At 60.0% G+C, this 25287-nt stretch carries 30 protein-coding genes and 4 tRNA genes; 19 read left to right on the top strand and 15 right to left on the bottom strand.

What is annotated here, in order from left to right; translation table 11 throughout:
* Positions 1-147: 147 nt before the first annotated feature.
* Both RBB32_RS01475 and RBB32_RS01480 read left to right on the top strand, forming a co-directional pair.
* Entirely contained in the window at positions 148-1974 is a 1827-nt protein-coding gene (locus RBB32_RS01475; RefSeq protein WP_306150897.1) for an extracellular solute-binding protein, read from the top strand.
* 33 nt (positions 1975-2007) lie between these two features.
* A complete protein-coding gene (locus tag RBB32_RS01480) occupies positions 2008-2121 on the top strand; it encodes an entericidin EcnA/B family protein (protein WP_154148210.1) in 114 nt (37 codons plus the stop codon).
* Between the two features lie 80 nt (positions 2122-2201).
* Here RBB32_RS01480 and RBB32_RS01485 read toward each other — a convergent pair whose 3' ends face one another.
* The gene (locus RBB32_RS01485; RefSeq protein ID WP_306150898.1) at positions 2202-2786 is read right to left on the bottom strand and encodes a hypothetical protein; all 585 of its coding nucleotides are present in this window, start codon (positions 2784-2786) and stop codon (positions 2202-2204) included.
* A gap of 159 nt (positions 2787-2945) precedes the next feature.
* On the opposite strand from RBB32_RS01485, the gene RBB32_RS01490 reads away from it, so the two are divergent.
* The 8 genes from RBB32_RS01490 to RBB32_RS01525 all read left to right on the top strand — a co-directional run bounded on the left by RBB32_RS01490 (position 2946) and on the right by RBB32_RS01525 (position 8227).
* Positions 2946-3587: a hypothetical protein gene (locus tag RBB32_RS01490; RefSeq protein WP_306150899.1), complete on the top strand. Its 642-nt coding sequence runs from the start codon at positions 2946-2948 to the stop codon at positions 3585-3587.
* A 13-nt stretch (positions 3588-3600) separates the two neighbouring features.
* The gene (locus tag RBB32_RS01495) at positions 3601-3894 is read left to right on the top strand and encodes a DUF1330 domain-containing protein (RefSeq protein WP_306150900.1); all 294 of its coding nucleotides are present in this window, start codon (positions 3601-3603) and stop codon (positions 3892-3894) included.
* 5 nt (positions 3895-3899) lie between these two features.
* Positions 3900-4349, top strand: a complete 450-nt coding sequence (locus RBB32_RS01500; protein ID WP_306150901.1) for a TerB family tellurite resistance protein — start codon at positions 3900-3902, stop codon at positions 4347-4349.
* Between the two features lie 37 nt (positions 4350-4386).
* Entirely contained in the window at positions 4387-4827 is a 441-nt protein-coding gene (locus RBB32_RS01505; protein WP_306150902.1) for a TerB family tellurite resistance protein, read from the top strand.
* A 136-nt stretch (positions 4828-4963) separates the two neighbouring features.
* Positions 4964-5740 (top strand): ABC transporter ATP-binding protein, encoded by a 777-nt coding sequence (locus RBB32_RS01510; RefSeq protein WP_306150903.1) that lies wholly within the window; start codon positions 4964-4966, stop codon positions 5738-5740.
* A gap of 26 nt (positions 5741-5766) precedes the next feature.
* A complete protein-coding gene (locus RBB32_RS01515) occupies positions 5767-6483 on the top strand; it encodes a transporter substrate-binding domain-containing protein (RefSeq protein ID WP_306150904.1) in 717 nt (238 codons plus the stop codon).
* A gap of 56 nt (positions 6484-6539) precedes the next feature.
* Positions 6540-7424, top strand: a complete 885-nt coding sequence (locus tag RBB32_RS01520) for an ABC transporter permease (protein ID WP_306150905.1) — start codon at positions 6540-6542, stop codon at positions 7422-7424.
* Complete coding sequence (locus RBB32_RS01525) at positions 7421-8227, top strand: ABC transporter permease (RefSeq protein ID WP_306150906.1); 807 nt, start codon at positions 7421-7423, stop codon at positions 8225-8227. The genes RBB32_RS01520 and RBB32_RS01525 overlap by 4 nt, the downstream gene beginning before the upstream one ends.
* Positions 8228-8336: 109 nt before the next feature.
* Here the strand turns inward: RBB32_RS01525 and ispG are convergent, their stop codons facing one another.
* The 3 genes from ispG to hemA all read right to left on the bottom strand — a co-directional run bounded on the left by ispG (position 8337) and on the right by hemA (position 12119).
* A complete protein-coding gene (ispG, locus tag RBB32_RS01530) occupies positions 8337-9467 on the bottom strand; it encodes a flavodoxin-dependent (E)-4-hydroxy-3-methylbut-2-enyl-diphosphate synthase (RefSeq protein WP_306150907.1) in 1131 nt (376 codons plus the stop codon).
* Between the two features lie 68 nt (positions 9468-9535).
* A complete protein-coding gene (locus RBB32_RS01535) occupies positions 9536-10777 on the bottom strand; it encodes a helix-turn-helix domain-containing protein (protein WP_306150908.1) in 1242 nt (413 codons plus the stop codon).
* Positions 10778-10889: 112 nt separating this feature from the next.
* Positions 10890-12119 (bottom strand): 5-aminolevulinate synthase, encoded by a 1230-nt coding sequence (hemA, locus tag RBB32_RS01540; RefSeq protein WP_306150909.1) that lies wholly within the window; start codon positions 12117-12119, stop codon positions 10890-10892.
* Positions 12120-12368: 249 nt separating this feature from the next.
* Here hemA and RBB32_RS01545 point away from each other — a divergent pair, with 249 nt between their 5' ends.
* Both RBB32_RS01545 and RBB32_RS01550 read left to right on the top strand, forming a co-directional pair.
* On the top strand, positions 12369-13763 hold the full coding sequence (locus tag RBB32_RS01545) for a M20/M25/M40 family metallo-hydrolase (RefSeq protein ID WP_306150910.1): 1395 nt from the start codon (positions 12369-12371) through the stop codon (positions 13761-13763).
* A 79-nt stretch (positions 13764-13842) separates the two neighbouring features.
* Complete coding sequence (locus RBB32_RS01550; RefSeq protein ID WP_306150911.1) at positions 13843-14712, top strand: alpha/beta fold hydrolase; 870 nt, start codon at positions 13843-13845, stop codon at positions 14710-14712.
* 41 nt (positions 14713-14753) lie between these two features.
* On the opposite strand, the gene RBB32_RS01555 is transcribed toward RBB32_RS01550, so the two are convergent.
* The 4 genes from RBB32_RS01555 to RBB32_RS01570 form a co-directional block, all read right to left on the bottom strand.
* Entirely contained in the window at positions 14754-14975 is a 222-nt protein-coding gene (locus tag RBB32_RS01555) for an RND transporter (RefSeq protein ID WP_306150912.1), read from the bottom strand.
* 29 nt (positions 14976-15004) lie between these two features.
* Positions 15005-15081: transfer RNA gene (locus tag RBB32_RS01560), tRNA-Asp, on the bottom strand.
* A gap of 168 nt (positions 15082-15249) precedes the next feature.
* Positions 15250-15326 (bottom strand) — tRNA-Asp (locus tag RBB32_RS01565).
* Positions 15327-15345: 19 nt separating this feature from the next.
* The gene (locus RBB32_RS01570; protein ID WP_306150913.1) at positions 15346-15498 is read right to left on the bottom strand and encodes a hypothetical protein; all 153 of its coding nucleotides are present in this window, start codon (positions 15496-15498) and stop codon (positions 15346-15348) included.
* A gap of 16 nt (positions 15499-15514) precedes the next feature.
* On the opposite strand from RBB32_RS01570, the gene RBB32_RS01575 reads away from it, so the two are divergent.
* Positions 15515-15646, top strand: coding sequence for a hypothetical protein (locus RBB32_RS01575; protein ID WP_306150914.1), 132 nt, complete (start codon positions 15515-15517; stop codon positions 15644-15646).
* Between the two features lie 24 nt (positions 15647-15670).
* Here the strand turns inward: RBB32_RS01575 and RBB32_RS01580 are convergent.
* The 4 genes from RBB32_RS01580 to RBB32_RS01595 all read right to left on the bottom strand — a co-directional run bounded on the left by RBB32_RS01580 (position 15671) and on the right by RBB32_RS01595 (position 17030).
* Positions 15671-15746, bottom strand: a tRNA-Val gene (locus RBB32_RS01580).
* Positions 15747-15936: 190 nt separating this feature from the next.
* Positions 15937-16515, bottom strand: a complete 579-nt coding sequence (locus RBB32_RS01585; RefSeq protein ID WP_306150915.1) for a hypothetical protein — start codon at positions 16513-16515, stop codon at positions 15937-15939.
* Positions 16516-16645: 130 nt separating this feature from the next.
* Positions 16646-16720, bottom strand: a tRNA-Val gene (locus RBB32_RS01590).
* A 19-nt stretch (positions 16721-16739) separates the two neighbouring features.
* Entirely contained in the window at positions 16740-17030 is a 291-nt protein-coding gene (locus RBB32_RS01595; protein ID WP_306150916.1) for an HU family DNA-binding protein, read from the bottom strand.
* Positions 17031-17040: 10 nt separating this feature from the next.
* Here RBB32_RS01595 and RBB32_RS01600 point away from each other — a divergent pair, with 10 nt between their 5' ends.
* The gene (locus tag RBB32_RS01600; RefSeq protein WP_306150917.1) at positions 17041-17277 is read left to right on the top strand and encodes a hypothetical protein; all 237 of its coding nucleotides are present in this window, start codon (positions 17041-17043) and stop codon (positions 17275-17277) included.
* Positions 17278-17377: 100 nt separating this feature from the next.
* Positions 17378-17578, top strand: a complete 201-nt coding sequence (locus RBB32_RS01605) for a hypothetical protein (RefSeq protein ID WP_306150918.1) — start codon at positions 17378-17380, stop codon at positions 17576-17578.
* Positions 17579-17813: 235 nt separating this feature from the next.
* On the opposite strand, the gene lon is transcribed toward RBB32_RS01605, so the two are convergent.
* A complete protein-coding gene (lon, locus tag RBB32_RS01610) occupies positions 17814-20222 on the bottom strand; it encodes an endopeptidase La (protein WP_306150919.1) in 2409 nt (802 codons plus the stop codon).
* A 238-nt stretch (positions 20223-20460) separates the two neighbouring features.
* On the bottom strand, positions 20461-21591 hold the full coding sequence (gene tgt / locus RBB32_RS01615; RefSeq protein WP_306150920.1) for a tRNA guanosine(34) transglycosylase Tgt: 1131 nt from the start codon (positions 21589-21591) through the stop codon (positions 20461-20463).
* Between the two features lie 66 nt (positions 21592-21657).
* Between tgt and rimK the strand changes: the two genes are divergently transcribed.
* The 4 genes from rimK to tpiA all read left to right on the top strand — a co-directional run bounded on the left by rimK (position 21658) and on the right by tpiA (position 24792).
* The gene (gene rimK, locus RBB32_RS01620; RefSeq protein ID WP_306150921.1) at positions 21658-23085 is read left to right on the top strand and encodes a 30S ribosomal protein S6--L-glutamate ligase; all 1428 of its coding nucleotides are present in this window, start codon (positions 21658-21660) and stop codon (positions 23083-23085) included.
* A gap of 162 nt (positions 23086-23247) precedes the next feature.
* Positions 23248-23610: an SUF system Fe-S cluster assembly protein gene (locus tag RBB32_RS01625; RefSeq protein ID WP_306150922.1), complete on the top strand. Its 363-nt coding sequence runs from the start codon at positions 23248-23250 to the stop codon at positions 23608-23610.
* A gap of 29 nt (positions 23611-23639) precedes the next feature.
* A complete protein-coding gene (locus RBB32_RS01630) occupies positions 23640-23990 on the top strand; it encodes an iron-sulfur cluster assembly accessory protein (protein ID WP_306150923.1) in 351 nt (116 codons plus the stop codon).
* 52 nt (positions 23991-24042) lie between these two features.
* Entirely contained in the window at positions 24043-24792 is a 750-nt protein-coding gene (gene tpiA, locus RBB32_RS01635) for a triose-phosphate isomerase (protein ID WP_306150924.1), read from the top strand.
* Here tpiA and RBB32_RS01640 read toward each other — a convergent pair.
* Positions 24789-25259, bottom strand: coding sequence for an Lrp/AsnC family transcriptional regulator (locus RBB32_RS01640; RefSeq protein ID WP_306150925.1), 471 nt, complete (start codon positions 25257-25259; stop codon positions 24789-24791). The genes tpiA and RBB32_RS01640 overlap by 4 nt on opposite strands.
* Between the last annotated feature and the right edge of the window lie 28 nt (positions 25260-25287).

The raw sequence follows: 25287 nt of genomic DNA on the forward strand, positions 1-25287 counted from the left end.
GTTTCATACAGGCAAGAAACCTATCGAGCAGTGACCCCTTTATAAGCAATCTGGCGCTGTGATCCAAGCTAAAAGTTTGAAAAGGCAAGAATCCCTCTCTACGGTCCATCCTCAAGCATATCAGGGGCCGCAGGGATTGTTGCCAAAATGAGACCAGAATTTTTCCGTTCGCTTTGCCGCGCGGCGACGTTTTTTTTACTGCTTTCGGGCAGCACAGCCGCCCATGCCGAAAAGGCGCATGGCATAGCTATGTATGGCCAACCCGCCCTTCCACCTGATTTTGTGTCTCTGCCCTACGCCAATCCCGATGCCCCCCAGGGTGGCCGGGTGGTGACCGGCAATGTCGGCAGCTTCGATTCGCTCAATCCTTTCATCCTCAAAGGCAGCGCGCCGTGGCAGCTTCGCTACCTCACGCATGAATCCCTGATGGGCCGCTCCTGGGACGAACCGTTCACCCTGTACGGTCTTCTTGCCGAATCGATTGAGACCGGACCGAATCGCCAATGGGTGGAATTTACCCTGCGCGAAGAGGCCCGATTCTCGGATGGCAGCCCCGTCACCGTCGAAGATGCCATTTGGTCGTTCAAGACCCTGGGCACCCAAGGTCACCCGCGCTACCGCGCCTTCTGGGACAAGGTCGAGGCGATCGAACAAACCGGTCCGCGCAGCCTGCGCCTGACCTTTAACGAAGACGACCGCGAACTCGCCCTCATCGCGGGCCTGCGCCCGATCCTGCAAAAATCCCAATGGCAGGGCAAAAACTTCGCCGAAGGCACCATCAACGACATTCCCCTCGGCTCCGCGCCCTATGTGGTCGAGGATTTCGAGGTGGGCCGCCATGTCACCCTCAAGCGCAATCCCGATTACTGGGGCCATGACCTGCCCCTGCGCCAAGGGGTGCATAATTTCGATGAGATCCGGATCGAGTTCTACGGCGATAACACTGTCTTGAAAGAGGCCTTCAAGGCCAAGGCCGTGTCCTACATCCGCGAATTCAACGCCGAACGCTGGGAAAACCAATATGACTTTCCCGCCGTGCAATCGGGTGAAATCGTCAAATCCGAAATCCCGCATCGCAAACCCTCGGGCATGACCGGTTTCGTGATGAACACCCGCAATCCGCCGCTTGATGACTGGCGCGTGCGCGCGGCGCTGATCCATGCCTTTAATTTCGAATATATCAACGACACGCTCACCGGCGGGCGGCAACCCCGGATCACCTCCTATTTCTCGGGCTCCGAACTGGCGATGCAGCTTGGCCCGGCCAAGGGGCCGGTGGCCGATCTTTTGGCCCCCTTCGCCGACAGCCTGCCACCCGGCGCAGTTGAAGGCTATGAGCTTCCCAAAGGCGACGGCTCCAAGCGGAACCGCCGCAACCTGCGCCGTGCCGTCAAACTCCTGTCCGAGGCTGGCTGGACCGTTCAAGGCGGAAAGCTGCGCAATGATCGGGGCGAGGCATTGCAGCTGACCGTACTTTTGCAACAGGACGCGCTTATTCAACAGGCCACGGCGATCATGGATATCTACGCCCGCGCGCTTGAACGTCTCGGGATAACGCTCGTCGTGCAATCCACCGACAAGGCGCAGTATAACGAACGCCAGCGGGTCTATGATTTTGATCTCACCTTCGCCCGCTGGTCGCTCAGCCTCAGCCCCGGAAACGAACAATTGTATTATTGGGGATCCGACGCCGGCGACCAACCCGGTAGCCGCAATCTCATGGGCATGAAAAGCCCCGCCGCCGAGGCGATGATCCAAAAAATGCTCACGGCGCGCAGCCGGGAAGATTTCACCGCCGCCGTGCGCGCCTTGGACCGGGTGTTGATTTCAGGTCGCTATGTCATACCGATTCACAGCTATGCCATTGGCCGCATTGCCCATTTGCGCGAATTGCGCTATCCACAGGATCGCTTACCGATCTACGGGGATGGCATCGGCTTTCTCCCCACGGTTTGGTGGCACGAGGCAGAATAAGAAGCAGTCTTGATAAACAAGAGGCACGAAGCCATGAAGAAACTGATCGCTTTCGCCCTGATCGCGACATTGGCCGGTTGCGCAACCGTCGACGGCGTCGGCCGCGATATTTCTGGCGCGGCACGCGGGGTCCAAAGCTGGTTCTGAGCTGAACCACTCCACCCCGGCCTACCCGGCTTACTTGATCCCGGCGCATGATCCGCATGATCGCCGCCCATCGTGCTGTTTCATCGGGGCTTTGACGGCAAGAACCGCATGATCTGCTGGGTAACGCCCAACTCCAAAATCGGGCTGAACAGGTCCCGAAGCAGGCTGGGATCGCGGGCAAACCTTTGATCTTCCCGGCCTGCATCCAGGCAAAGCGTATCATCCAGAAGCGTGGATAAAATCCGTTCATCCAGTATCCAACGCCCCCGGCGCCCTTCCTCCCGATCGCTTTGCTGAAACTCAAGCCAACGCGCCACCCGCTTGCGCGCGGCGATGTCCTGATGCGGATAGGCAAGGTAAAACCCGCTGTTCACCCGCAAACAGATATTGTCCAGGACACGCGCCGCCCCGCGAAACTCCGGTGGGACGTCGCGTTTGCGAATATAGTTGAACCGTTCCGGTTCACCGTTGAAAAACGCCTCAAGGGCCGCCCCAAGGTCGATTCCCTTTTGCGCCATGATCCAGCCAAGCACCGCCTCGGGATGCATTGACCAGTCATAGGCGCGGGCAAGGCCGGGCAAATCCTCCCGCGGCACCTTTTGGACCAGGGCAAGATGCTCCGCCTCGCTGCCTGTGCTCCAATCGTAGCCCTCAAAAAGGTGCATTCCGTTTCTCCGAAACCGACGTTAGGCTTATTGCATGGTGAACAAGGTGAAATTGCACCGCGAAAACGCTCAGATTTTGGAGCAATTGTGACGGTCTTGCGGCCATCGGCATGGGGCGCTCTTTTTCTCTGCGGGCTCACCGGTATCCTTCCAGGTGCCTTGCACGCGCAAGCCATCGAACCTGTCCCCTATGCCGATCTGCAATCGACGCTGCAGGCGCGCATAACCTTCGACACTCTCCCGCGACAACCTGAACCCGGGTTCAAGTTTGACGCGGCCATGCGGCTTGGCAGGGCATGGATGGGGCAGCATTTTGACGGTCAATCACGGCACAACCGTGGCGGCTTTGATCATGTCACCGGCACCCCCGATGCCCCGCTCCGCGTCCAACCCGGCGCGCGTGGTCAAAACCTCTCGGTCGCATATCACCAGGGCTTTGAAAGCAATGCACTTTTCCCTCTTGGCCCGGCCGGGTTCCCTAGCCTTTCGGCGCGTGGCGAAGGGGCCGTTGCCCTGCTGTTCGACCAAGGCCAGCACGCCTTGGCGTTGAAGGTTCATTCCGATTACGTCAGTCCCTTGGGCCGCGCCCCCGAACCCGGCCAGGTATTCCTGACGCTCTACACCCGCCAGGGCATGGTCATCGCCCGCCATACACGGCCCTTGCGCCCCGGCATCACCCAAATCGGCCTGCGCCGCGCCAATGGTCTGCCCGATATCGCCGGTGTACTGATCACCAATGACGACCCCGGCGGGATTGCCATTGACGATATCCTCTATCAAACTGCCCCTGCTGCATTCTGAACCGGAGGGATAGATGCCAAAAGGCTACTGGGTGGGACACATGGAAATTGATGGCCCCGCACAATACGAAAACTACAAAACCGCGAATGCGGCCCCCTTCGCGGAATACGGCGCACGCTTCCTTGCCCGTGGCGGCCCGTTTGAATGTGTCGAGGGCGAAACCCGCGCCCGCACCGTGATCATCGAATTTCCCAGCTATCAGGCCGCGCTTGATTGCTATAACTCCGACGCATACCAAAAGGCCAAGGCCCTGCGCGATCCCGTGGCGCGCGGTGATCTGGTCATCGTCGAAGGCTACGAAGGATAAAGCGCATGTTCCAAGGCATCCTGAACGCCCTCAAGGCGCCCACGCCGCAACCCCTGCCCGAACCCGACGCCAAGCTGGCCCTTGGTGCGCTGCTGGTTCGCGTGGCACTGTCCGATCACCGTTACCGTGTCGAGGAAATCGGCCGGATCGACTGGCTGCTGGCACGGATCAACGGCCTTAACCCGGTTGAGGCCGCCAAGATGCGCGCCACCTGTGAAAAGCTTGAAAAACAAGCCCCCGACACCCAGGATTTCGCCCACCTCATCCGCGAAACCGTCAGTTTCAACGCCCGCATCGACGCGCTTGAAGCGATGTGGGAAGTCGCGCTTGCCGATGGTGTTCGCCAGGACGAAGAAGTGGCCGTTGTCCAGGCCGCGCAAGAGGCCCTCGGCCTCTCGCAACATGACAGCGACGCCGCCCGCGCCCGCGCCGAATCCGAAATGAAACCGGGCTGACACTGGCCCCCGCCGCGATAAGGCTTATATTCCCCCCATGTTTGCAGATTTCATCAAATCCCTGTTTCAGGATGATCCCGAACCTCTCACCGATCACGACGCGCGTATTCCGTTGACGGCCCTTCTGGTGCGCTTGGCGCGGTCCGACAACGATTATGCCGCCGCCGAGATGATCCGCATCGAACAAATCGCGCAAACCCGTTTCGGCCTGACCAAGCCCGAGGCCTCCCGCCTGCGTGCCGATGCCGAACAGTTCGAGTCCGAGGCCCCCGATACCGTCCGCTTCACCCGCGCCATCAAAGAGGCCGTGCCCTATGAAGCCCGCATCGGGGTGATCGAGGCCCTGTGGCAGGTGGCCCTTGCCGACGGCGAGCGCGACCAACACGAAGATGCCCTGATCCGATTGGCGGCCAATCTTCTGGGGGTGAACGATCGCGATAGCGCGCTGGCCCGTCAACGGGTCGATACCCAAGGCTGACAACACCCTCCAAAATGGGCTGACCCTGCGTCAGAACGGCGGAATTTTCCCCGTTGCCTCCGTTTTGCAAGTTGCATCGCGCCATTTTTTCGGCCCTATTGTCGTGTCAGAATGTAAATCACTCACGGATGCTGCCTTGGCCAACGACACGCCCGTCATCGAAATTCGCAACCTGCACAAGGCCTATGGTGCGCTCGAAGTGATCAAGGGCGTGGATATCACCGCCCACAAGGGCGATGTGATCTCGCTGATCGGCTCCTCCGGCTCGGGCAAATCCACCATCCTGCGCTGCGCCAACCTTCTGGAAGACAGTCAGCAGGGCGATATCCTTTTCAAGGGCGAGCCGGTGAAATGGCGCGGTGAGGGCCTGCACCGCCACCCCGCCGACCCGCATCAGGTGCTGCGCATCCGTACGAACCTGTCCATGGTCTTTCAACAGTTCAACCTTTGGGCCCATATGACCGTTCTGCAAAACGTCATGGAAGCCCCGGTAACCGTGCTTGGCCGCGACCGCGCCGAGGTGGAAGAAGCCGCCCGTGGTTACCTCGACAAGGTCGGCATCGGCGACAAGGCCGATGTCTACCCCGCGCAGATGTCCGGCGGCCAGCAACAGCGCGCGGCCATCGCCCGCGCGCTTTGCATGGAACCCGAGGCGCTTTTGTTCGATGAACCCACCTCCGCCCTCGACCCCGAGCTGGAACAAGAGGTGGTCCGCGTCATCAAGGATCTGGCCTCCGAAGGGCGCACCATGATGATCGTCACCCACGATATGAAAATGGCGGCGGATGTTTCCGATCACGTCGTTTTCCTGCACCAGGGGCTGATCGAGGAACAGGGCGCACCCGATGCCCTCTTCGGCGCCCCCAAATCCGAGCGGCTGCAACAGTTCTTAAGTTCGACAATGGCCGCTTGATCCAACCAACCAAAGGGAGAAACTTTATGAAGAAACTGATCCTCTCCACCGCGGCACTGGCCTTTACCGCCAGCTTCGCCATGGCACAGGACGTCGTCCGCATGGGCACCGAGGGCGCATACCCTCCGTGGAACTTCCTCAACGACGCGGGCGAGGTTGACGGGTTCGAGCGCGAACTGGGCGATGAACTGTGCAAGCGCGCCGAACTCAACTGCGAATGGGTAACCAACGAATGGGATTCGATCATTCCCAACCTCGTTTCGGGCAACTACGACGTGATCATCGCGGGTATGTCCATTACCGACGAACGCGATGAAGTGATTGATTTCACTCAAAATTACACGCCGCCCGACCCCTCGGCCTATGCCGCGATGTCCGATGACGTGGATGTTGAAAACGGTGTGATCGCCGCACAGACCGGCACCATCCAGGCAGGCTATATCGCCGACTCCGGCGCGACCCTGATCGAATTCGCCTCGCCCGAGGAAACGCTGGCCGCCGTTCGTAACGGCGAGGCCGACGCGGTGCTGGCCGATAAATCCTTCCTCGTGCCCTTTGTCGATGAAGACCCCGACCTTGTCTTTACCGGCCCCGACGTGCCGCTTGGCGGTGGCGTGGGCATGGGCGTTCGCGAATCCGACACCGAACTTCGCGAAACCTTCGACGCCGCCATCCAGTCGATGAAAGACGATGGCTCGCTCAACGAAATGATCACCAAGTGGGACGTCTCTTCCACCTTCTGATCACACGACCCCGACGGAGGCCCGCGCGGCCTCTGTCTCTCTTTTCGGGCCGATAAATGTTTTCCTACTGCGCCGATCCATCCACGCTGACGGGCCTCACATGGCTCTCGTGCTACCTGACCACGGGCAAGCACATGGCCTTCTATACCTCCTTCGGCGTGGTGCTGTTGCTTCTGGCCATCACCGCACCCACCGCGCTGGCCTTCGGGTTTGGCGGGGCCGCGGCGGCGCGTTCACGGTTCCTGCCGATGCAACTTTTCGGCAAGGGTTATATCGCCATCGTGCGCGGCGTGCCCGACATCGCCTTTTTCCTGTTTTTCGTCATCGCCCTCGATCAGGGTTTTGAATGGCTGCGGCATCAGGTGCTTTGCCCCGACTGGGATCAACCCATCCGGCAGGGCAATGATTTCGTTGTCTGCCAGGCGGCCAAACTGCCCCTGGGCAACGCGCCGCAATGGATACATGAGGTCTATGGATTCCTTCTCGCGATGCTGACCTTCGCCATCGTCTTCGGCGCCTTCGCGGCCAATGTCCTATTCGGCGCCATGCGCGCGGTACCGCACGCCCAACTGGAAACCGCCGAGGCCTATGGCATGACCCGCCGCCAGACCTTCTGGCGTATCCTCGTCCCGCAAATGTGGGTCTATGCCCTGCCCGGCCTTTCCAACCTCTGGATGGTGCTGATCAAGGCCACGCCGCTGTTGTTCCTGCTGGGGGTCGAAGACATCGTCTATTGGGCGCGCGAACTGGGGGCCACGGCCAACCCGCGCTTCACCCAGTACCCGCACGGCGACTGGCGCATGTGGTACTTCCTTGCGCTGCTGATCTTCTACCTCGGGTTCACGCGTGTTTCCGAGGTGCTGCTCGAACGCCTGATGCAAAAGCTGACCCACGGCCAGGCCACCACCGGCGGCGAAGCGCAACGAAAGGCGGCGACATGAGCTGCTGGGAAACCATCGCGGATTACGGATTGCGCAGCCTCGGTATCGGCGAACGCCTCCTGCCGCGCGAAAACTTCACGCTTTGCCAACAGGTTACGCTGATTGGCTCGGGCCTTTTGTGGAACATCTACTTCGGCGTACTGGCGCTTCTAAGCGGGTTTTTCCTTGCCACCGCCGTGGCGCTTGGCAAGTTCTCGAACAACCGGGTTCTGCGCAAAGCTTCGGAATGGTTCATCTTCGTTTTCCGCGGCTCACCGCTTTTTATCCAGTTCTTCTTTGCCTATTTCGCCTTCCAATCGCTGAAATCGGTCTACCCGTTCTTTGACCCCTTCACCGCCGCATGGCTGGGCGCCCTGATCGTGCTTTTCCTCAACACCGCCGCCTACTCGGGCGAGATCTTTTACGGCGCGCTGCGCTCCATCCCAAAGGGCGATGTCGAGGCCGCCGATGCCTATGGTTTTTCGGGCTGGGCGCGCTTTCGGCGGATCGTCTGGCCCACCATGCTGCGGCTGGCATGGCCCGCCTACACGAACGAGGCGATCTTCCTGTTCCACGCCACGACGCTGGTCTTCTTCTCGGGCTTCCCGGCGTGGCAACAACGCGGCGATGCGCTCTATTACGCCAGCTACTTCGCCGACAAGACCTTCAACCCCTTCGTCCCCTATCCGATCCTTGCCGGGTACTTCATCCTGCTGACCTTGCTGATCATCGCGATCTTCGGGTTGATCAACAAACGCCTCAATCGGCACCTGCCCCAAGCGGCCAAGCGTGGGCTGAAATTTCGGATGAACCTGATCCGTTGAAACCACGGGCCAAGCCCGTTCGAACGGGCTTGCACCACGCGGTTTCGAAACCGCGTCAAAAGGGCCTTCTAAGGCCCTTGCCCCAAGCCGCTTCGAAGCGGCTTGGATGTCATTCCGCCGCTGTCGCCTCGGCTTCCCCGGCCTCGATCTCTTCGGCGCGTTTCTCGACTTGCTCGACGATATGGTCGATCATCTGGTCGTTGGTCATCTTGTGGCTGGCCTTGCCCGCCAGATAAACCATACCGCTGCCTGCGCCGCCGCCGGTAAAGCCCACGTCGGTCATCAGGGCCTCGCCGGGGCCATTCACCACGCAGCCGATAATGCTCAGGCTCATCGGTGTCTTGATATGCTCCAGCCGTTGCTCAAGCGTCTCAACGGTCTTGATCACGTCAAAGCCCTGCCGCGCGCAGCTTGGGCAGGAAATGATGTTCACCCCGCGATGCCGCAAGCCCAGAGATTTCAATATCTCATAGCCGACCTTGACCTCTTCCACCGGATCGGCCGACAGGCTCACGCGCAGGGTATCGCCAATCCCCATCCACAACAGGTTGCCCATGCCGATCGAGGATTTGATCGTCCCGCTCATCAATCCCCCCGCCTCGGTGATCCCAAGGTGAATCGGCGCGTCACAGGCCTCGGCCAATTGCTGATAAGCGGCGGCGGCCATGAAGACGTCACTGGCCTTCACGCTGATCTTGAACTCGTGGAAATCATTGTCCTGCAGGATGCGCATATGCTCCATGCCGGATTCGACCATGGCATCGGGGCAAGGCTCGCCGTATTTTTCCAAAAGATGCTTTTCCAAGCTTCCGGCATTCACCCCGATCCGCATGGAACAGCCATGATCTCGTGCCGCCGCGATCACCTCGCGCACGCGCTTTTCATCCCCGATATTGCCCGGGTTGATCCGCAAACAGGCCGCCCCGGCCTCGGCCGCCTCGACCCCGCGCCGGTAATGGAAATGGATATCGGCCACGATAGGCACCGGGCTTTCGCGCACGATCTCTTTCAGGGCCTTGGCGCTTGCCTCATCCGGGACCGAAACCCGCACGATATCCGCCCCCACTTCGGCAGCGGCCTGCACCTGTGCGACGGTGGCCGCGACATCGGTGGTATCGGTATTGGTCATGGTCTGCACCGAAATCGGCGCATCGCCCCCGACAGGGACGTTGCCCACGTGAATCTGGCGGCTCTTGCGGCGATAGACATTGCGCCACGGACGAATGTGATTGAGCGACATCAGGCCCCCTTCAGGGATTGGATACTGTCTTCACGGGGCAAGATAGGGCGCATGCCCCGGGGCTGCAATCACTCGGATGCAGTGGCTTCCTGCGGCACGTCGCCCGTCTGCAACTCCGCCACATAGCGTGACAGGTCCTCGTCCCGGGTCAAATCGGCCACATCATAGGTTTGGCTCAGGTCGGTCGCATCCAACGCCAGGTCCGAGGTAACCGATCCGCGCGGCCCCGCAGGCCCGTAATGCTGACCGTTGACGTTGAAATAGATCGCACCGGATTCGCCCACCCGCAGGGTCGGCGGCTCTTCCGTCGGCGGTACATCCCATGTGTCCCCGGCATTCATGATGCCTTCGTAAATCACCGTGCCATCGGCGGCCCGCACCCGCACCCACGCAGGCCGAACCGCGACCATGCGCACACCGGCAGGCGGCGTTTCCAGAACCTGTGGGCTGGGCCGATCCTGCGCCTCGGTCACCGCCACTTCGATCGACTCGCGGTCGGCCTGCGGCAAATCGGGCCGCAACAGGCCCACCTGCGCCGGGCTCAGGGTCGAAATCGGCGCATCGCGCGCCACCATCACGGGCACGTCCAATGCCTCGGGCCGATAAAGACGGTCCAGGCGGTCCTCGACATCTGGCGCGGCGAATCCGCCGGCAATCTCGGTGCTGTCCTCGTCCCGGTCCTCGGTTTCACGAACGGCCGTTTGCAAAGGGTCCAAATCCGACAGGACATCAGGCGTGTTTTCGACCGGGGCCACCTGCACGCGCTGAACTTCGTTCAAAACGCTCCACCCGCCATAGCCGATGCCGCCGATCAAAGCCAAAAGCACCAGCGCCGAGCCGATGGCCCCCGGTTCGATCCGCGCAAGAAAGCTCTCGCTGGCCGGAACAAAGGGCGTGCTGGGCGACATCAAGGGGTCGACCGGTTTTTTCGATTGGCTTGCCAGACGCGATGTGCTGTCGCTCTTGCGCCGCCCCGAGGCCTCCGCCGACATGCCATGCGCGGTGGAAAAGCCACTCTCGGCGCAAAATGCCGCGAATGACTTGTCGGGGTCCATGTTCAGATAACGGGCATAAGACCGGACATAGCCGGGAATGAAACCGGGCGTGTCAAAGGCATCGGGATCGGCGTTTTCAATGGCCGCGATATAGCTGGCCTTGATCCGCAGTTCTCGTTCGACGTCCAGAAGGGATTTGCCAAGGGTTGCGCGTTCACCGCGCATCATATCGCCAAGCCGTAACTCAAAATCGTCAAACCCACGGGGTTCAACTTCCTCGTCGTCTGGCTTGCGCGAAAAACGGCGCCCAATCATGCAACCTGCCCCTTAGCGATGCTGCCCACGCCCCAATGTCCCGATTCGAGCGTTTTCATGTTTGTTTAGGGAAAATTAGCACATCGCAAGGTTAATTGCACCTGCGGCGCGCTCAACCGGTTAATTCGGCGCGATTCAGCGCACAATGGCTCCATAATTCATCCATGGCCCGCACAAGTGCATCCATTTCGTTCGGTCCATGTACCGGCGAAGGTGTAAAGCGCAACCGCTCGGTGCCGCGCGGCACAGTCGGGAAGTTGATGGGCTGAACGTAGCAGCCATAGCCATCCAGCAACATATCCGACAGTTTCTTGGTATGCACCGGGTTGCCCACGATCACCGGCACGATATGGCTACCGTGGTCAATAAGCGGCAGGCCCATGCCCTTCAGGCGGGTCTTGAGGATCTTGGCCTGGGTCTGTTGCTGATCCCGCAGCTTTTGACCTTCCGAGGTTTTCAGGAAGGCAACCGAGGCCGTGGCCCCCGCCGCCAAGGTCGGCGCCAGCGAGGTCGAAAAGATGAATCCCGGCGCGTAACTCCGCACCGCGTCACACATTTTTGCCGAGGCCGCGATATACCCGCCCATCACGCCATAGGCCTTGGCCAGCGTGCCGTTGATGATGTCCAGACGGTGCATCAGGCGGTCGCGTTCGCAAATCCCGGCCCCGCGCGGGCCGTACATGCCGACCGCGTGCACTTCATCGATATAGGTCAGCGCGCCAAATTCGTCGGCCAGATCGCAGATCGCTTCGATGGGTCCGAAATCGCCATCCATCGAATACACCGATTCAAAGGCGATCAGCTTGGGCGCCTTGGGGTCGTCGGCGGCCATCAACTCGCGCAGGTGTTCCACGTCGTTGTGGCGGAAAATCCGCTTGGCGCCGCCGTTGCGGCGCACGCCTTCGATCATCGAGGCATGGTTCAACTCGTCGGAATAAATGATCAGCCCGGGGAACAGCTTGGGCAGCGTACTCAGCGTGGCGTCATTGGCGATATAGGCACTGGTGAACAAAAGCGCGGCTTCCTTGCCGTGCAAATCGGCAAGCTCGGCCTCCAGCCGCTTGTGATACACGGTGGTGCCGGAAATGTTGCGCGTCCCGCCCGATCCGGCGCCGGTGGCATCCAAGGCCTCGTGCATGGCTTCCAGAACGACGGGATGCTGACCCATCCCAAGGTAATCGTTGCCGCACCAGACCGTAATCGGTTGCTCGGACCCGTCGGGTTTGCGCCATGTGGCATGGGGGAACTGGCCATTCTGGCGCTCAATATCGATAAAGGTGCGATAACGCCCTTCCTCGTGTAGCTTCGCAATCGCCGCATCCAGCTGTGCCGAATAATCCAACGGGTTCCCCTCCTTGGTCGTATCCGCATGAGATCGCCGCCCACACGGAGCAGTCCTCCTCAGGACTGACATATTCATCAACTTAGATGCATATATCGCGCGCACCTCTCACGCAACAGGTTACAATTTGCCGCCCCCCATCACTTTGATTTTGATCAAGTTCCGCATGCGAGTTCGGTCAAGGTGCTGGACAGTCCCGCGCGCCCTGTTACCCTCCGCGCAAAACACCAACCAACCAAGGAAAGCGCCATGTCCATCGACGCCGTTCTGTCCCGAATCGACGATCAACTGCCCGAGGCGACGGAACGCCTGCTAGAGCTTCTGCGCATCCCCTCGATCTCGACCGATCCGGCCTATGCCGACCATTGCCAAAGCGCGGCCGACTGGCTGGTCAAAGACCTGCAAAGCCTTGGTATAAAGGCCGAAAAGCGTACAACCCCGGGCCACCCCATGGTCGTGGGGCACGTCGAAGGGCCCAAAGACTCCGCGGCCCCGCACCTGCTGTTTTACGGCCATTACGATGTGCAACCCGTCGACCCGCTGGACCTGTGGGACAATGACCCCTTCGACCCGCAACTCGAAGACACCCCCAAGGGCCGGGTGATCCGTGGCCGGGGCAGTTCCGACGACAAGGGCCAGCTTATGACCTTTGTCGAGGCCTGCCGCGCATGGAAGGCGGTCAACGGCACCCTGCCCTGTTCCATCACCTTCTTTTTCGAAGGCGAAGAAGAATCAGGCTCGCCCTCGCTAACCCCCTTCATGAAAGAAAACGCTGACGAGTTGCGCGCCGATCTCGCGCTGATCTGCGACACCGGCCTCTTTCAATCGAAAACCCCGGCCATCGTCACCATGCTGCGCGGCATGCTCTCCGAGGAGTTCACCATCACCGGGCCACGCGTCGATCTGCACTCCGGCTTTTTCGGTGGCCTCGCCATGAATCCTATTCGCGTGATGTCGCAGGTGCTGGCCGATCTGCACGACAGCCAGGGCCGGGTCACCATCCCCGGCTTTTACGATGGCATCCCCGAACTCTCCGACGAGGTGCGCGCCCAATGGGACGGCCTCGGCTTTGACTGGCAAAGCTTCCTTGGCGGCGTCGGCCTGTCGAAACCCGCAGGCGAAGAGGATCGCACCCCGCTGGAAATGATCTGGTCCCGCCCCACGGCGGAAGTCAACGGCATCTGGGGCGGCTATACCGGCGACGGGTTCAAAACCGTCCTGCCCGCTGAGGCCCACGCCAAGATCAGCTTTCGACTTGTCGAAGGTCAGGACCCCTTGAAACTCCGCGCCGCATTCCGCGATTTCGTGCAATCCCGCCTGCCCGAGGATTGCAGCGTTGAGTTCAAGGGCTACGGCGCCTCGCCCGCCTCGATCATGGACAACACCGACCCCGCCTTCGAGGCCACCCGCCAGGCCCTGTCCGAGGAATGGCCCGATCCCGCCGCCTTCGTCGGCTGCGGCGGCTCGATTCCCATCGCGGGCCATTTCGGCAGCATCCTTGGCATGAACGCCATGCTTGTGGGGTTCGGCAAGGATGACGACGCCATTCACTCGCCCAACGAAAAATACGACCTGGAGAGTTTTCACAAAGGCACGCGAAGCTGGGCGCGCATCCTGCACCGGTTGGCGGCTAACGCGGCATAAATGTCTCGCCCGGCGGCATCACCCGCCGGGCAGCGCCGACCCGCCCTATCGAATAGTCCCAGCCTAGCAGGGCAGACACATGACCATCCCCGGCTTCACCGACCATGCCATAACCCTCGCAGGCCAGGACATCGCCTATTCCATCGGCGGCTCCGGTCCGCCGCTCCTGCTATTGCACGGCTTCCCGCAAACCCGCGCCATGTGGGCCCGCATCGCACCGGAACTGGCGCAATCTCATACCGTGGTCTGCCCCGATCTGCGCGGCTATGGGCAATCCGGCAAACCGCAGGAGGTCAGCGCCTACAGTTTCCGCGCCATGGCCGAGGACATGCGCCTGCTGATGGGCCACTTGGGCCATACCGAATTCGCCGTGGCGGGCCATGATCGCGGCGGGCGCGTCACCCATCGTTTGGCGCTTGACGCGCCGCAATGCGTGACCCGCGCCTGCGTGATGGATATCGTACCGACCCACACACTCCTGTCGGACCTGAAACAGGAGGTGGCGACAGCCTATTATCACTGGTTCTTTCTGGCCCAGCCCGCGCCGTTTCCCGAAACCCTTATCGGGCACGATCCCGACGCCTATTACCAATCCTGCCTTCTGGGCTGGGGCGGTGCGCGGCTCTCGGATTTCGACGCCGATCAGCTGGCCGCCTACCGCGGGGCGTGGCGCGATGCCGAAACCATTCGCGGCATGTGCAACGATTACCGCGCCACGCTCAGCCATGACATGGCCCACGACAGCGCCGATCTCACCCAACGCATCGGCTGTCCTACGCTGGTCTTGTACGGGGCCGATGGCGCGATGGCCCAACACTACGATGTCGCACAAACGTGGGCCGCAAAATGCACCCAGATGCAGGCCCACCCGATCCCCGGCGGTCACTTCTTCCCCGACACGGCCCCAAATGAAACCACAGCCGCGCTAAAGGCGTTCTTCACTCTCTAGCGCAAGCCGATTTCTTCAAAAGAAATCGGACCGAAATCTTTTCAAGATTTCGGCATCGCCCGCCCGCCCTTCACCAAAGCCAAGACCCACGGGGCCGAATGCAGGATCAGGTCAAACCAATCCAGCCCGCCGCGCAACTCCCCGGCAAACAGCATCTTCAGCTTTTCCCAGATATGCGGCTCGGGCGTATAGGGTGCCAATCCAAGCGTCAGTACCATGAAACCGACGATCCACCACGGAAGCCTGTCTATGAAACCACCCATGGGCCTGCTCGCATCGTGGTTGGGGAAAATGGCGCGGTTGACGGGGCTCGAACCCGCGACCTCCGGCGTGACAGGCCGGCACTCTAACCAACTGAGCTACAACCGCGCGTGAGGGGCTGATTAAATCACGCCCCTGCCCCCGTCAATGGGCAATTCACCGATAATTCCACCCATGTAATACCCGCGTTTTCCCAACGCGCCGAACGCCCCTTAAAGGCGTGAAAAAAAGGCGTGAAAATTGTCACATGATTTTCCGGGAAAAGAGACGCAGCAGTGGCGCGGTTGACGGGGCTCGAACCCGCGACCTCCGGCGTGACAGGCCGGCACTCTAACCAACTGAGCTACAACCGCCCGCTGCGTGAAGGGCGGTTTACGCCGCCCGCCTGCCCCCGTCAAGCGCCTCTTTCACATCCATGTCGGATTTTTCGCCACCCGCCCAAAGCGCGGCATTCCGGCGCAGCTTTCCCAGCCGTGTTGTCGGCGTGAAACCGCCGCCTATTTCGTCACCTGAAAAGGAAACCACCAGAAGGAAATGCAATATGTTCAAAGGCTTCGGTACCGCCATGATCTTTGTCACGGGCTTTCTCGTGGCACTTCCCGCCGTCTTCGCCCTTGCGGTATCCGGCGACGGCTGGCTCCAGCAACTTGACCAGATGTCACCCTTTTTCTAAGGGCCAGTTCTTGCAAAGGGGAAATGGTGGGTCGTGAGAGGCTCGAACTCCCGACATCTTCGGTGTAAACGAAGCGCTCTACCAACTGAGCTAACGACCCGATGCGCGGGTATTTAGCCCGGCTTTTTCAAAGGCGCAAGGGGTGTTGTTGCACGATTGTCCCTTAACTCGGGCAATAGGGCGCCAAGCCATATGAAAGCGGTTTCGCGAAATGCCGTGCATCGTTCAATGGTTGCCTGCGTGCCGCTCTTTGCCGATGTCTCGGGTCAAAGGCGAAACGCTTTCAACACCTATCCATAAAGCCGCCGGGTAAACCGCCGCCACATCAAAAGCGGTGTGGCCAACACCATGAAAAACATCACCCCGCCCGAAAGCTGCACCCACCATGGAATTTGCAGCATGGTGTGGATCAGCGTGAACAGCCCAAACAGGAACGGCGGGCTGATGAACGACAAGATCACCGCAAGGTTGAAAACCCATTTCTTGACCCGAAAGGCCGCCGTTTTGTTGAGGTGTTGACGATATTCATACCAATAAACGTCCCCCTTGGTGTCAACGCTTTGCTCCTTGCGAAACAGGAAACGGTCGATCCCTGCAATCGTCAAGGCATCGTCGATCCAGAACAGGAACAGCGTGATTGAAATCACGGTCAGCACGCACATCAGGGCAAAGACAAAGGCCGCGTTCTGCATGATCTTTTGCGCCACTTCACCGCCGCCGACGACAACGCTGAAGATCCCGAAGAAAGAAAGCACCCCAACGTTGATCAAGCTCAGGCGGACATATTCAAACTGCTGTCGGCTTCGGCGGTTTTTCTCCTCGCGGAGCATCGCCAACTCGTTCAGCATGATGTCCTTTTCAATATCCATGGCGCGGTCCTGATCCTGCGTGGGGGCTGGCCTTATATTGCCCGCCCGCGTGATCGTTTTTCAAGGCAAACCGACACGACCTGGCCCTTAAACAACAACGGCGCACCTATTTAGGCACGCCGTCGGGAAATGGTGGGTGATAGAAGATTCGAACTTCTGACATCTTCGATGTGAACGAAGCGCTCTACCACTGAGCTAATCACCCGTTGCCGGGTTCATTAGCGTCACTCAGCAGCCTCTGCAACACCATCTTTGGGATTTTCTGCATCGCCTTCGCCCGCCTCGCTTTTCTTGGCTTTGCTCTGGCGAATCTTGGCCACCGTGACCCTCACGTTCGACGAGTCCTTGGTGCGCTGTTGCTTGATCTTGGCAAAAGGCGGCAAGTTCAGGTCGCGGCCCTCGCCGATCGCCTCGCCCATGACTTCCATCATCGCCTCGATAACGGGCTTGGCAAATTTCTTGCGCACGCCCGAGCGTTCGATAACCGCATCCATCAGCTCTTTCTTGCGCAGCATCGGGGCATGGGTGCTGGGGGTGCTTTCGCTGACCACCGTGGCCTTGGGCGCGGGTGTCGATGCCACCTCGATCTTGGCCGCGGTCGCGGGCTTCTTCACGTTCGCCTTGGTCGGTGCCGTCGCTTTGCGCGCGGATGCGGTTGAGCGTGTTTTGGAGGTTTTGCCCGCTGTCGTCGACGGCTTCACTCGCGTTGACGTGCCGGTTTTGCGTCGCGTGCTCATAATGGCCTCAATTGTTGCTCTTTGATCAACAATTTAACGCAAAAGCATTGACAATACCACCCGAGAGTTGACCAGCAAGCGCCAGAATCGGTACTTTAAAGCCACACTATCCGGGGAAGATAATCGTGAAAAAGACAATAACAGCCCTCCTGTGCGCCGCCAGCCTCATCACCACGACACCGGCTCTCGCCGGAAGCCTCTCGGACCCCGTTGTCGCACCCGAAGTTATCATCGAAGAGACAATCCAAAGCTCCTCGTCCGAGAAACTGCACGGCCTCTTGGCAGCCCTGACAATCGTGTTGATCATCGTCGGCAAAGGCGCCTGATCAAGCAACCCTGCCCTAAAGCGTTTCGCGAAAAACCTGAATCACAGATTTTCGCGAAACGCAGTGCTCCGCTCAATCGTTGCACGCGTTCCGCCTTTCGCTGATGCCTCAGGTTAAAGGCGGAACGCTTTAGGCAGGGCCACCACGGTAAAACGCGAAAAACCCCGCCGGAGTGTTCCGACGGGGTTTAAAGCTTCTGTGCTGGGCTGATCGCTCAGGGCAAAGACACAACGCTTTAGTGCGCCGTCGCCCCTGTTCCGTCCCCGCCTTTCATCGCGGCTTCGGCAGCGGCGGCCTCTTCGGCCTCCTCGTCCCATTCCACCGGCTCGGGCGTACGCACCAAGGCCAGTTTCAGAACGTCGCGCACGTGATCGACAGGGATGATATCCAGCCCCTCTTTCACGTTGTCGGGAATCTCGACAAGGTCCTTCTCGTTCTCACGCGGAATAAGCACCGTCTTGATCCCACCGCGCAGCGCCGCCAACAGCTTTTCCTTCAAGCCGCCAATCGCCAGGGCATTGCCGCGCAGCGTCACCTCGCCGGTCATCGCGATATCCTTGCGCACCGGAATACCCGTCAGGACCGACACGATCGAGGTGACCATGGCCAAGCCGGCACTCGGGCCATCCTTGGGCGTGGCGCCCTCGGGGACGTGCACGTGAATATCCCACTTTTCAAACCGCGGCGGTTTCACCCCGATGTCCGGGCTGATCGACCGAACATAGCTCGAGGCCGCGTCGATGCTTTCCTTCATCACATCGCCCAGCGTCCCGGTGGTCTTCATCCGGCCCTTGCCGGGCAGGCGCACCGCCTCGATGTTCAAAAGCTCACCGCCCACCGAGGTATAGGCAAGGCCGGTCACGACACCCACCTGGTCCTTCTCTTCGGCAAGGCCGTACTTGAACTTCTTGACGCCAAGGAAATCACCAAGGTTCTCCGGCGTCACCTCGATGGTCTCGGCCTCTTTCTTGATGATCTTGGTCACCGCTTTCCGCGCCACCTTGGCCAATTCACGCTCAAGGTTCCGAACACCGGCTTCACGGGTGTAATGCCGGATGATGTCGGTCAGCGCCCCGTCGCTCAGGTCGAATTCGCCCTTCTTCAGGCCATGGTTCTTGACCTGCTTGGGCAGAAGGTGCTGCTTGGCGATCTCGCGCTTTTCGTCCTCGGTGTAACCCGCCAGCGGAATGATCTCCATCCGGTCCAAAAGCGGCCCCGGCATGTTGTAACTGTTCGCCGTGGTCAGGAACATCACGTCGCTCAGGTCGTATTCCACCTCCAGGTAGTGGTCCACGAAGGTCGCGTTTTGCTCGGGGTCCAGAACCTCCAGCATCGCTGACGCCGGATCGCCCCGGAAATCCTGCCCCATCTTGTCGATTTCATCGAGCAGGATCAGCGGATTGGTGGTTTTGGCCTTTTTCAACGCCTGGATGATCTTACCGGGCATCGACCCGATGTAGGTCCGGCGGTGACCGCGAATTTCGCTTTCGTCACGCACGCCGCCAAGGCTGATGCGGATGAACTCGCGCCCCGTCGATCGCGCAACACTTTCCCCGAGCGAGGTTTTCCCCACGCCCGGCGGGCCGACAAGGCACATGATCGGCCCTTTGAGCTTTTTCGAGCGTTGCTGCACCGCCAGATATTCCACGATCCGTTCCTTGACCTTCTCAAGGCCATAGTGATCGGTATCGAGGATTTTCTCGGCGCGGCTAAGATCCTTCTTCACGCGGGATTTCTTGCCCCACGGAATCGACAGCATCCAATCCAGATAGTTGCGCACAACCGTGGCCTCGGCGCTCATCGGGCTCATGTTCTTGAGCTTTTTCAGCTCGCCCTCGGCCTTTTCGCGCGCTTCCTTGGAAAGCTTGGTCTCGGCAATGCGGTTTTCCAGCTCTGCAATTTCGCCTTCGCCATCCTCGCCATCGCCAAGTTCCTTCTGAATGGCCTTCATCTGCTCATTCAGGTAATATTCGCGCTGCGTGCGCTCCATCTGGCTTTTGACGCGTGTCTTGATCTTCTTCTCGACCTGCAAAACGCTCATCTCGCCCTGCATCAGGCCGTAAACCTTCTCCAAACGCTCGCTCACGCTCAGCGTTTCCAGCAGGTCCTGCTTTTGCTCCACCTCGATGCCCAGATGCCCGGCCACCAGATCGGCCAGTTTCGCGGGCTCCTCGGATTCACTGACCGCGGCCAATGCTTCCTCGGGGATGTTCTTTTTCACCTTGGCATAGCGCTCGAACTCGTCGCTGACGGTCCGCAACAGCGCGTCAATCGTCGCCTGATCGCCCGGCATCTCGGTCAGGTACTCGGCCCGCGCCTCGAAATAATTGTCGTTTTCAAGGTATTCGGTGATCTTCACCCGCGCCACGCCTTCGACCAGCACCTTAACGGTGCCATCGGGCAGTTTCAGCAGTTGCAGTACATTGGCCAGCACACCGCTTTGATAAATCCCTTCGCTCGAAGGGTCGTCTTCGCCGGCGTCGATCTGACTGCTCAGCAGGATGTGCTTGTCGTCCTGCATCACCTCTTCCAGTGCCCGGACCGATTTGTCTCGGCCCACGAAAAGCGGCACGATCATGTGGGGGAAAACCACGATATCGCGCAGCGGCAGCACAGGGTAAGATGCGTTGAGAGGCTCTTGCATGCTCGTTTCCTTCGTTCTGGGCAGGTGATCCGGGCCCCTGTCACAGGCAGCCGCGCCCACCTCCACGTTTCCTGATTGTTAACTTGGGGCGCAGGCCCACCCGTTTCAACCAATTGCCGCACAGTTTGCCCCTGTAGGCGGGCCGCCACAAGGCCTCATTGCGCTGCAATCGCGGCAAATCCGGCAAAGCCGCCGCACGGCATGACTTTTTCCTGATCCCCCGGCACTGCGGCGGGGATCAAAGCCGTTCGATATCCCCGGCCTTCCGCGCCTCGTGGAAATCGGCCTCCCATTCGGCAAACCGTCCTGCGGCAATCGCCTGCCGCATCCCCTCCATGATCTGCTGGTAATAATGCAGGTTATGCCATGTCAGAAGCATGGAACTTATGATTTCCTGGCTGCGGAACACATGATGCAGGTAGGCGCGTGAATAATTCCGGCAGGCCGGACAGGTGCACTCTTCATCCAAGGGGCGCGGGTCGTCCTGATGCCGGGCATTCTTGATATTAAGTTGCCCGTGGCGGGTGAAGACCTGCCCGGTGCGCCCCGACCGCGACGGCAAGACACAATCCATCATGTCCACGCCACGTTTCACCGCGCCAACGATATCGTCGGGCTTGCCCACCCCCATCAGGTACCGCGGTTTCCCGGCAGGCAGGTAGCCCGGCGCATAATCCAGAACGCCGAACATCGCCTCCTGCCCCTCGCCCACGGCCAGCCCGCCGATGGCATAGCCGTCAAAGCCGATTTCCGTCAGTGCCTTGGCCGATTCTTCACGCAGCCCGGGGTTGACGCCCCCCTGCATGATGCCAAACAGCGCATGACCGGGCCGGTCGCCGAAGGCCTCTTTCGACCGCGCCGCCCACCGCATCGACAGGCGCATCGCGCGGGCGACCTCCTCGTCGCTGGCAGGCAGCGCCGGGCATTCGTCGAAACACATCACGATATCGCTGCCCAGAAGCCGCTGAATCTCCATCGACCGTTCGGGCGTCAAGGCGTGCTTGGACCCGTCGATATGGCTTTTGAAGGTCACGCCCTCTTCGGTCAGCTTGCGTAACCCTGCAAGGCTCATCACCTGGAAGCCGCCGCTATCGGTCAGGATCGGCCGCTCCCAGTTCATGAAACGATGCAACCCGCCCAAACGGTCGATCCGCTCGGCCGTCGGGCGCAGCATCAAATGATAGGTATTGCCCAGCAGGATATCGGCCCCGGTGTCCCGCACCGACTCGGGCATCATCGCCTTCACCGTGGCCGCCGTGCCCACCGGCATGAAGGCCGGTGTGCGGACCTCGCCCCGTGGGGTGGAAATCACGCCTGTCCGCGCCGCCCCATCAGTGGCCTTGAGTTCGAAGCCGAATAATGCTGTCATCAGAGCCTCATATGCTGGTTGCGCCCATATCGGGCAAATCACGCCCCATGACAAGAAGGCTGACCCATGAGTGATACCGACAATCCCACCGAACCCCTGAATTTCGGCTGGGAGGAATGGATCAGCTTACCCGACTTGGGCGTGCCCGCCCTGCGCGCCAAGGTCGACACCGGGGCGCGCACATCCGCTTTGCACGCCTTCGATATCGAAACCTTCGGGCCAAGCTCCAAACCCAAGGTGCGTTTTACCGTCCACCCGATCCCCGGGCGCGACGACCTGGTGATCCCCTGCTCCGCCCCGATCCTCGACCGGCGCGAGGTCGCCTCCTCGAACGGCGAAAAAGAACTGCGCTACGTGATCGAAAGCACCCTGTCGGTCAACGGCGATGCCTGGCCGATCGAGATCACCCTCACCAACCGGTCGACCATGACATCGCGGATGCTCTTGGGGCGCCAGGCGCTCAAGGATCATATCTCGATCGTCGCCACCGACCGCTTCTTGCAGCCCGAGCTTAGCTACGATGTCTATCACACCTCCAAGATGCGCTCGGTCCAACCCAACCGCGCCCTGCGGATCGCGGTTTTATCGCGCGAGGATAACTATTCCACCCGCCGCCTTGTCGAAGAAGGCGAAAAGCGCGGCCATGCGGTTGAGGTGATCAATACCACCCGGTGTTACATGGCGATCAATGCCATGGCCCCCGAAGTGCATTACGACGGCAAGCGCCTGCCGCGCTTCGATGCCGTGGTTCCGCGCATCGGGGCATCCATCACGCCTTACGGAACCGCCATCATCCGGCAGTTCGAAACCATCGGCACCTATTGCGTGAACGGCAGCGATGGCATCTCGGCCAGCCGCGACAAACTCTATGCCCATCAGATCATGGCCCGCGCCAAGATCGGCATGCCCAACACCGCCTTTGCCGCCTCGCCCAAGGATACCGGCAACCTCATCGGGCTTGTCGGCACCGCCCCCCTGATCGTGAAGCTTTTGGAATCCACCCAGGGCAAGGGCGTGGTGCTGGCCGAAACCAAGAAAGCCGCCGAATCCGTGATCGACGCCTTCCGGGGCCTCAAGGCCAACTTTCTCGTGCAGGATTTCGTCAAGGAAGCCGCCGGTGAAGACATCCGTTGCCTCGTGATCGGCGGCAAGGTGGTGGCCTCGATGAAGCGCACCGGCGCCGATGGCGATTTCCGCTCCAACCTGCACCGTGGCGGGTCGGCCAAATCCGTGCGCATCAACAAGGAAGAACGCGATACCGCGATCCGCGCCGCCAAGGCCTTCAACCTCAACATGGCGGGCGTTGACCTGCTGCGCTCGGAAAACGGCCCCAAGGTGCTCGAGGTCAACTCCTCCCCCGGTTTCGAAGGTATCGAGAAATCCACTGGCAAGAATATCGTCGGCATGCTCTACGACCAGATCGAAAGCCGCGTGCGCCCGGCCCCGATCCGCCGCCGCAAGGCGGCCACCGGCACGGCAAAATCCAAGGGCTGACCCCATGTTTTCGTACGACTCGTACGACGCGTGATCTGACCCCGGCGATTTTCGTACGAAACTCGGGATTTTTCGTACGACTCGTACGATGTGTTTCGCTGCACTGGACGTCGCAATCTATAAAACTTATATGTTCTGTCAGGATAACCGCAGGAACCTACCATGACGCACAGCCCCGAACCCCTCGAAGGTGCCCCCCTGATCGCGCCATCCAGCACGGAGCATCCGCTTTACGATCAATTGGTCGAGGCCTGCCGCACGGTCTATGACCCTGAAATTCCAGTGAATATTTACGATCTGGGGTTGATCTACACGATCGAGATTTCCGAGGATAACGCCGTGCGCGTGATCATGACCCTTACCGCGCCGGGCTGCCCCGTCGCCGGTGAAATGCCCGGCTGGGTGGCCGAGGCGATTGAACCTGTCGCAGGCGTCAAGCAAGTCGATGTCGAACTTGTCTGGGATCCGCCCTGGGGCATGGATATGATGAGCGACGAAGCCCGCCTTGAATTGGGCTTTATGTAAAACATTCAACAGGTTGGAGGCCAAACCTAATGTTCGGAATTCCCGGCAAACAAGCGGTCAGCATGACCAATGCCGCCGCCAGCCAGATCGCGAAACTGATGGACAAAGAGGGCCATCAGGGCCTGCGCATCGGCGTCAAGAAAGGCGGTTGCGCGGGCATGGAATACACCATGGAGTATGTCACCGAGGTCGATCCCCACGATGAGGTGGTCGAACAGGATGGTGCGCGGGTGCTGATTGCCCCCATGGCGCAGATGTTCCTCTTCGGGACCGAGATTGATTATCAAACCTCGCTTCTGGAATCGGGGTTCGTGTTCAACAACCCCAATGTGACCGAGGCCTGCGGCTGCGGTGAATCCATCAAGTTCGAAGGCATGTAAGCTTTGCGCTTCATGTCATTGATAAATAATAATAAAACGGAATACCTTTTGCATGACACGTAAACTTGCCGCCGGGAATTGGAAGATGAACGGCACAGGTGCCGCGCTGGATGAACTCAATGCCATCGCCAAGGCCCACAGCGCCCCGGCCGTCGATATCCTGATTTGCCCGCCGGCGACCCTGCTCATGCAGGCCGCGGCGTTAACCGCTGATAAACCACTAGATATAGGGGCACAGGATTGTCATCCGCAGGCCTCCGGCGCCCATACCGGCGATATCTCGGCCCCGATGATTGCCGACGCCGGCGGTGCCGCGGTGATCGTAGGCCATTCCGAGCGCCGGGAAAATCACAACGAAAACAATGATTTGGTGCGCGAAAAGGCGCAGGCTGCGCATGACTCCGGCTTGACCGCCGTGATCTGTATCGGCGAAACCCTCGCCGAACGCGAAAGCGGCGATACACTTCTGATTATCGAAGATCAGCTATCCGGCTCAATTCCGGACGGGGCGACACCCGACAACACCGTTATCGCCTACGAACCCGTTTGGGCCATCGGCACCGGCAAGGTGCCAAGCCTTGACCAGATCGGTGAAGTGCATGATTTCATTCGAAAAAACCTGACCGAGCGGTTTGGCGACACGGCACAGGGGATCCGCATCCTCTATGGTGGGTCGGTCAAGCCGGGCAATGCCGCCGAGATTTTTGCCGTGCCCAATGTCGACGGTGCCCTTGTCGGCGGCGCCAGCCTGAAAGAGGCCGATTTTTCGCCTATTATCAATGCCCTGGAAGACGAAGCTTAATTAACCTCAAGGGGTAACATGGTGGTGGATTTGATCTCTTCCATCGACAATAGCGCCGTCACATTGTGCACCTTCACCTCTGAAATCAGCGCCTGGTAAAAAATATCGTAGGCCCGCGCATTGGCCACCCGCACTTTCAGGATATAATCGATATCCCCCGCCAACCGATGCGCCTCCTGCACCTCCGGCCGATCCCGCAAGGCTTGCAGGAAGGCGCCCTGCCATTCTGCATCATGCTCTGACGTGCGGATCAGCACGAAAAAGCAGGCCTCATATCCAAGCGCCTCGGCATCCAGCAGAAAGGTTTGCTGCTTGATGATCCCGGCTTCGCGCATTTTGCGAATCCGGTTCCAAACCGGTGTCTTCGAGCTCCCCACGATCTTCGCGATTTCATCCAGTGACTGCCCGCCATCGCGCTGCAGCTGCACAAGGATTTTTCGATCCAGCTCATCTATCCGAACAGCCATTCCTGTTTTTCCTTTTTCCGAGAACACG

This window comes from Roseovarius sp. MMSF_3281, from assembly GCF_030733685.1.
Classification (GTDB): domain Bacteria; phylum Pseudomonadota; class Alphaproteobacteria; order Rhodobacterales; family Rhodobacteraceae; genus Roseovarius.

Excerpts from the sequence above, each read along its gene's own strand:
- RBB32_RS01575 (WP_306150914.1), top strand. The coding sequence starts at position 15,515 with ATGTTCAAAGGCTTCGGTACCGCCATGATCTTTGTCACGGGCTTTCTC.
- tpiA (WP_306150924.1), top strand. The coding sequence starts at position 24,043 with ATGACACGTAAACTTGCCGCCGGGAATTGGAAGATGAACGGCACAGGT.
- ispG (WP_306150907.1), bottom strand. The coding sequence starts at position 9,467 with ATGTCGCTCAATCACATTCGTCCGTGGCGCAATGTCTATCGCCGCAAG.
- tgt (WP_306150920.1), bottom strand. The coding sequence starts at position 21,591 with ATGACAGCATTATTCGGCTTCGAACTCAAGGCCACTGATGGGGCGGCG.
- RBB32_RS01545 (WP_306150910.1), top strand. The coding sequence starts at position 12,369 with ATGTCCATCGACGCCGTTCTGTCCCGAATCGACGATCAACTGCCCGAG.
- RBB32_RS01585 (WP_306150915.1), bottom strand. The coding sequence starts at position 16,515 with ATGGATATTGAAAAGGACATCATGCTGAACGAGTTGGCGATGCTCCGC.
- RBB32_RS01505 (WP_306150902.1), top strand. The coding sequence starts at position 4,387 with ATGTTTGCAGATTTCATCAAATCCCTGTTTCAGGATGATCCCGAACCT.
- RBB32_RS01555 (WP_306150912.1), bottom strand. The coding sequence starts at position 14,975 with ATGGGTGGTTTCATAGACAGGCTTCCGTGGTGGATCGTCGGTTTCATG.
- RBB32_RS01595 (WP_306150916.1), bottom strand. The coding sequence starts at position 17,030 with ATGCTGCGCAAGAAAGAGCTGATGGATGCGGTTATCGAACGCTCGGGC.
- RBB32_RS01630 (WP_306150923.1), top strand. The coding sequence starts at position 23,640 with ATGTTCGGAATTCCCGGCAAACAAGCGGTCAGCATGACCAATGCCGCC.
- RBB32_RS01535 (WP_306150908.1), bottom strand. The coding sequence starts at position 10,777 with ATGATTGGGCGCCGTTTTTCGCGCAAGCCAGACGACGAGGAAGTTGAA.
- RBB32_RS01515 (WP_306150904.1), top strand. The coding sequence starts at position 5,767 with ATGAAGAAACTGATCCTCTCCACCGCGGCACTGGCCTTTACCGCCAGC.
- RBB32_RS01475 (WP_306150897.1), top strand. The coding sequence starts at position 148 with ATGAGACCAGAATTTTTCCGTTCGCTTTGCCGCGCGGCGACGTTTTTT.
- RBB32_RS01480 (WP_154148210.1), top strand. The coding sequence starts at position 2,008 with ATGAAGAAACTGATCGCTTTCGCCCTGATCGCGACATTGGCCGGTTGC.
- lon (WP_306150919.1), bottom strand. The coding sequence starts at position 20,222 with ATGCAAGAGCCTCTCAACGCATCTTACCCTGTGCTGCCGCTGCGCGAT.
- RBB32_RS01625 (WP_306150922.1), top strand. The coding sequence starts at position 23,248 with ATGACGCACAGCCCCGAACCCCTCGAAGGTGCCCCCCTGATCGCGCCA.
- RBB32_RS01520 (WP_306150905.1), top strand. The coding sequence starts at position 6,540 with ATGTTTTCCTACTGCGCCGATCCATCCACGCTGACGGGCCTCACATGG.
- RBB32_RS01495 (WP_306150900.1), top strand. The coding sequence starts at position 3,601 with ATGCCAAAAGGCTACTGGGTGGGACACATGGAAATTGATGGCCCCGCA.
- RBB32_RS01550 (WP_306150911.1), top strand. The coding sequence starts at position 13,843 with ATGACCATCCCCGGCTTCACCGACCATGCCATAACCCTCGCAGGCCAG.
- RBB32_RS01485 (WP_306150898.1), bottom strand. The coding sequence starts at position 2,786 with ATGCACCTTTTTGAGGGCTACGATTGGAGCACAGGCAGCGAGGCGGAG.
- rimK (WP_306150921.1), top strand. The coding sequence starts at position 21,658 with ATGAGTGATACCGACAATCCCACCGAACCCCTGAATTTCGGCTGGGAG.
- RBB32_RS01640 (WP_306150925.1), bottom strand. The coding sequence starts at position 25,259 with ATGGCTGTTCGGATAGATGAGCTGGATCGAAAAATCCTTGTGCAGCTG.
- RBB32_RS01525 (WP_306150906.1), top strand. The coding sequence starts at position 7,421 with ATGAGCTGCTGGGAAACCATCGCGGATTACGGATTGCGCAGCCTCGGT.
- RBB32_RS01500 (WP_306150901.1), top strand. The coding sequence starts at position 3,900 with ATGTTCCAAGGCATCCTGAACGCCCTCAAGGCGCCCACGCCGCAACCC.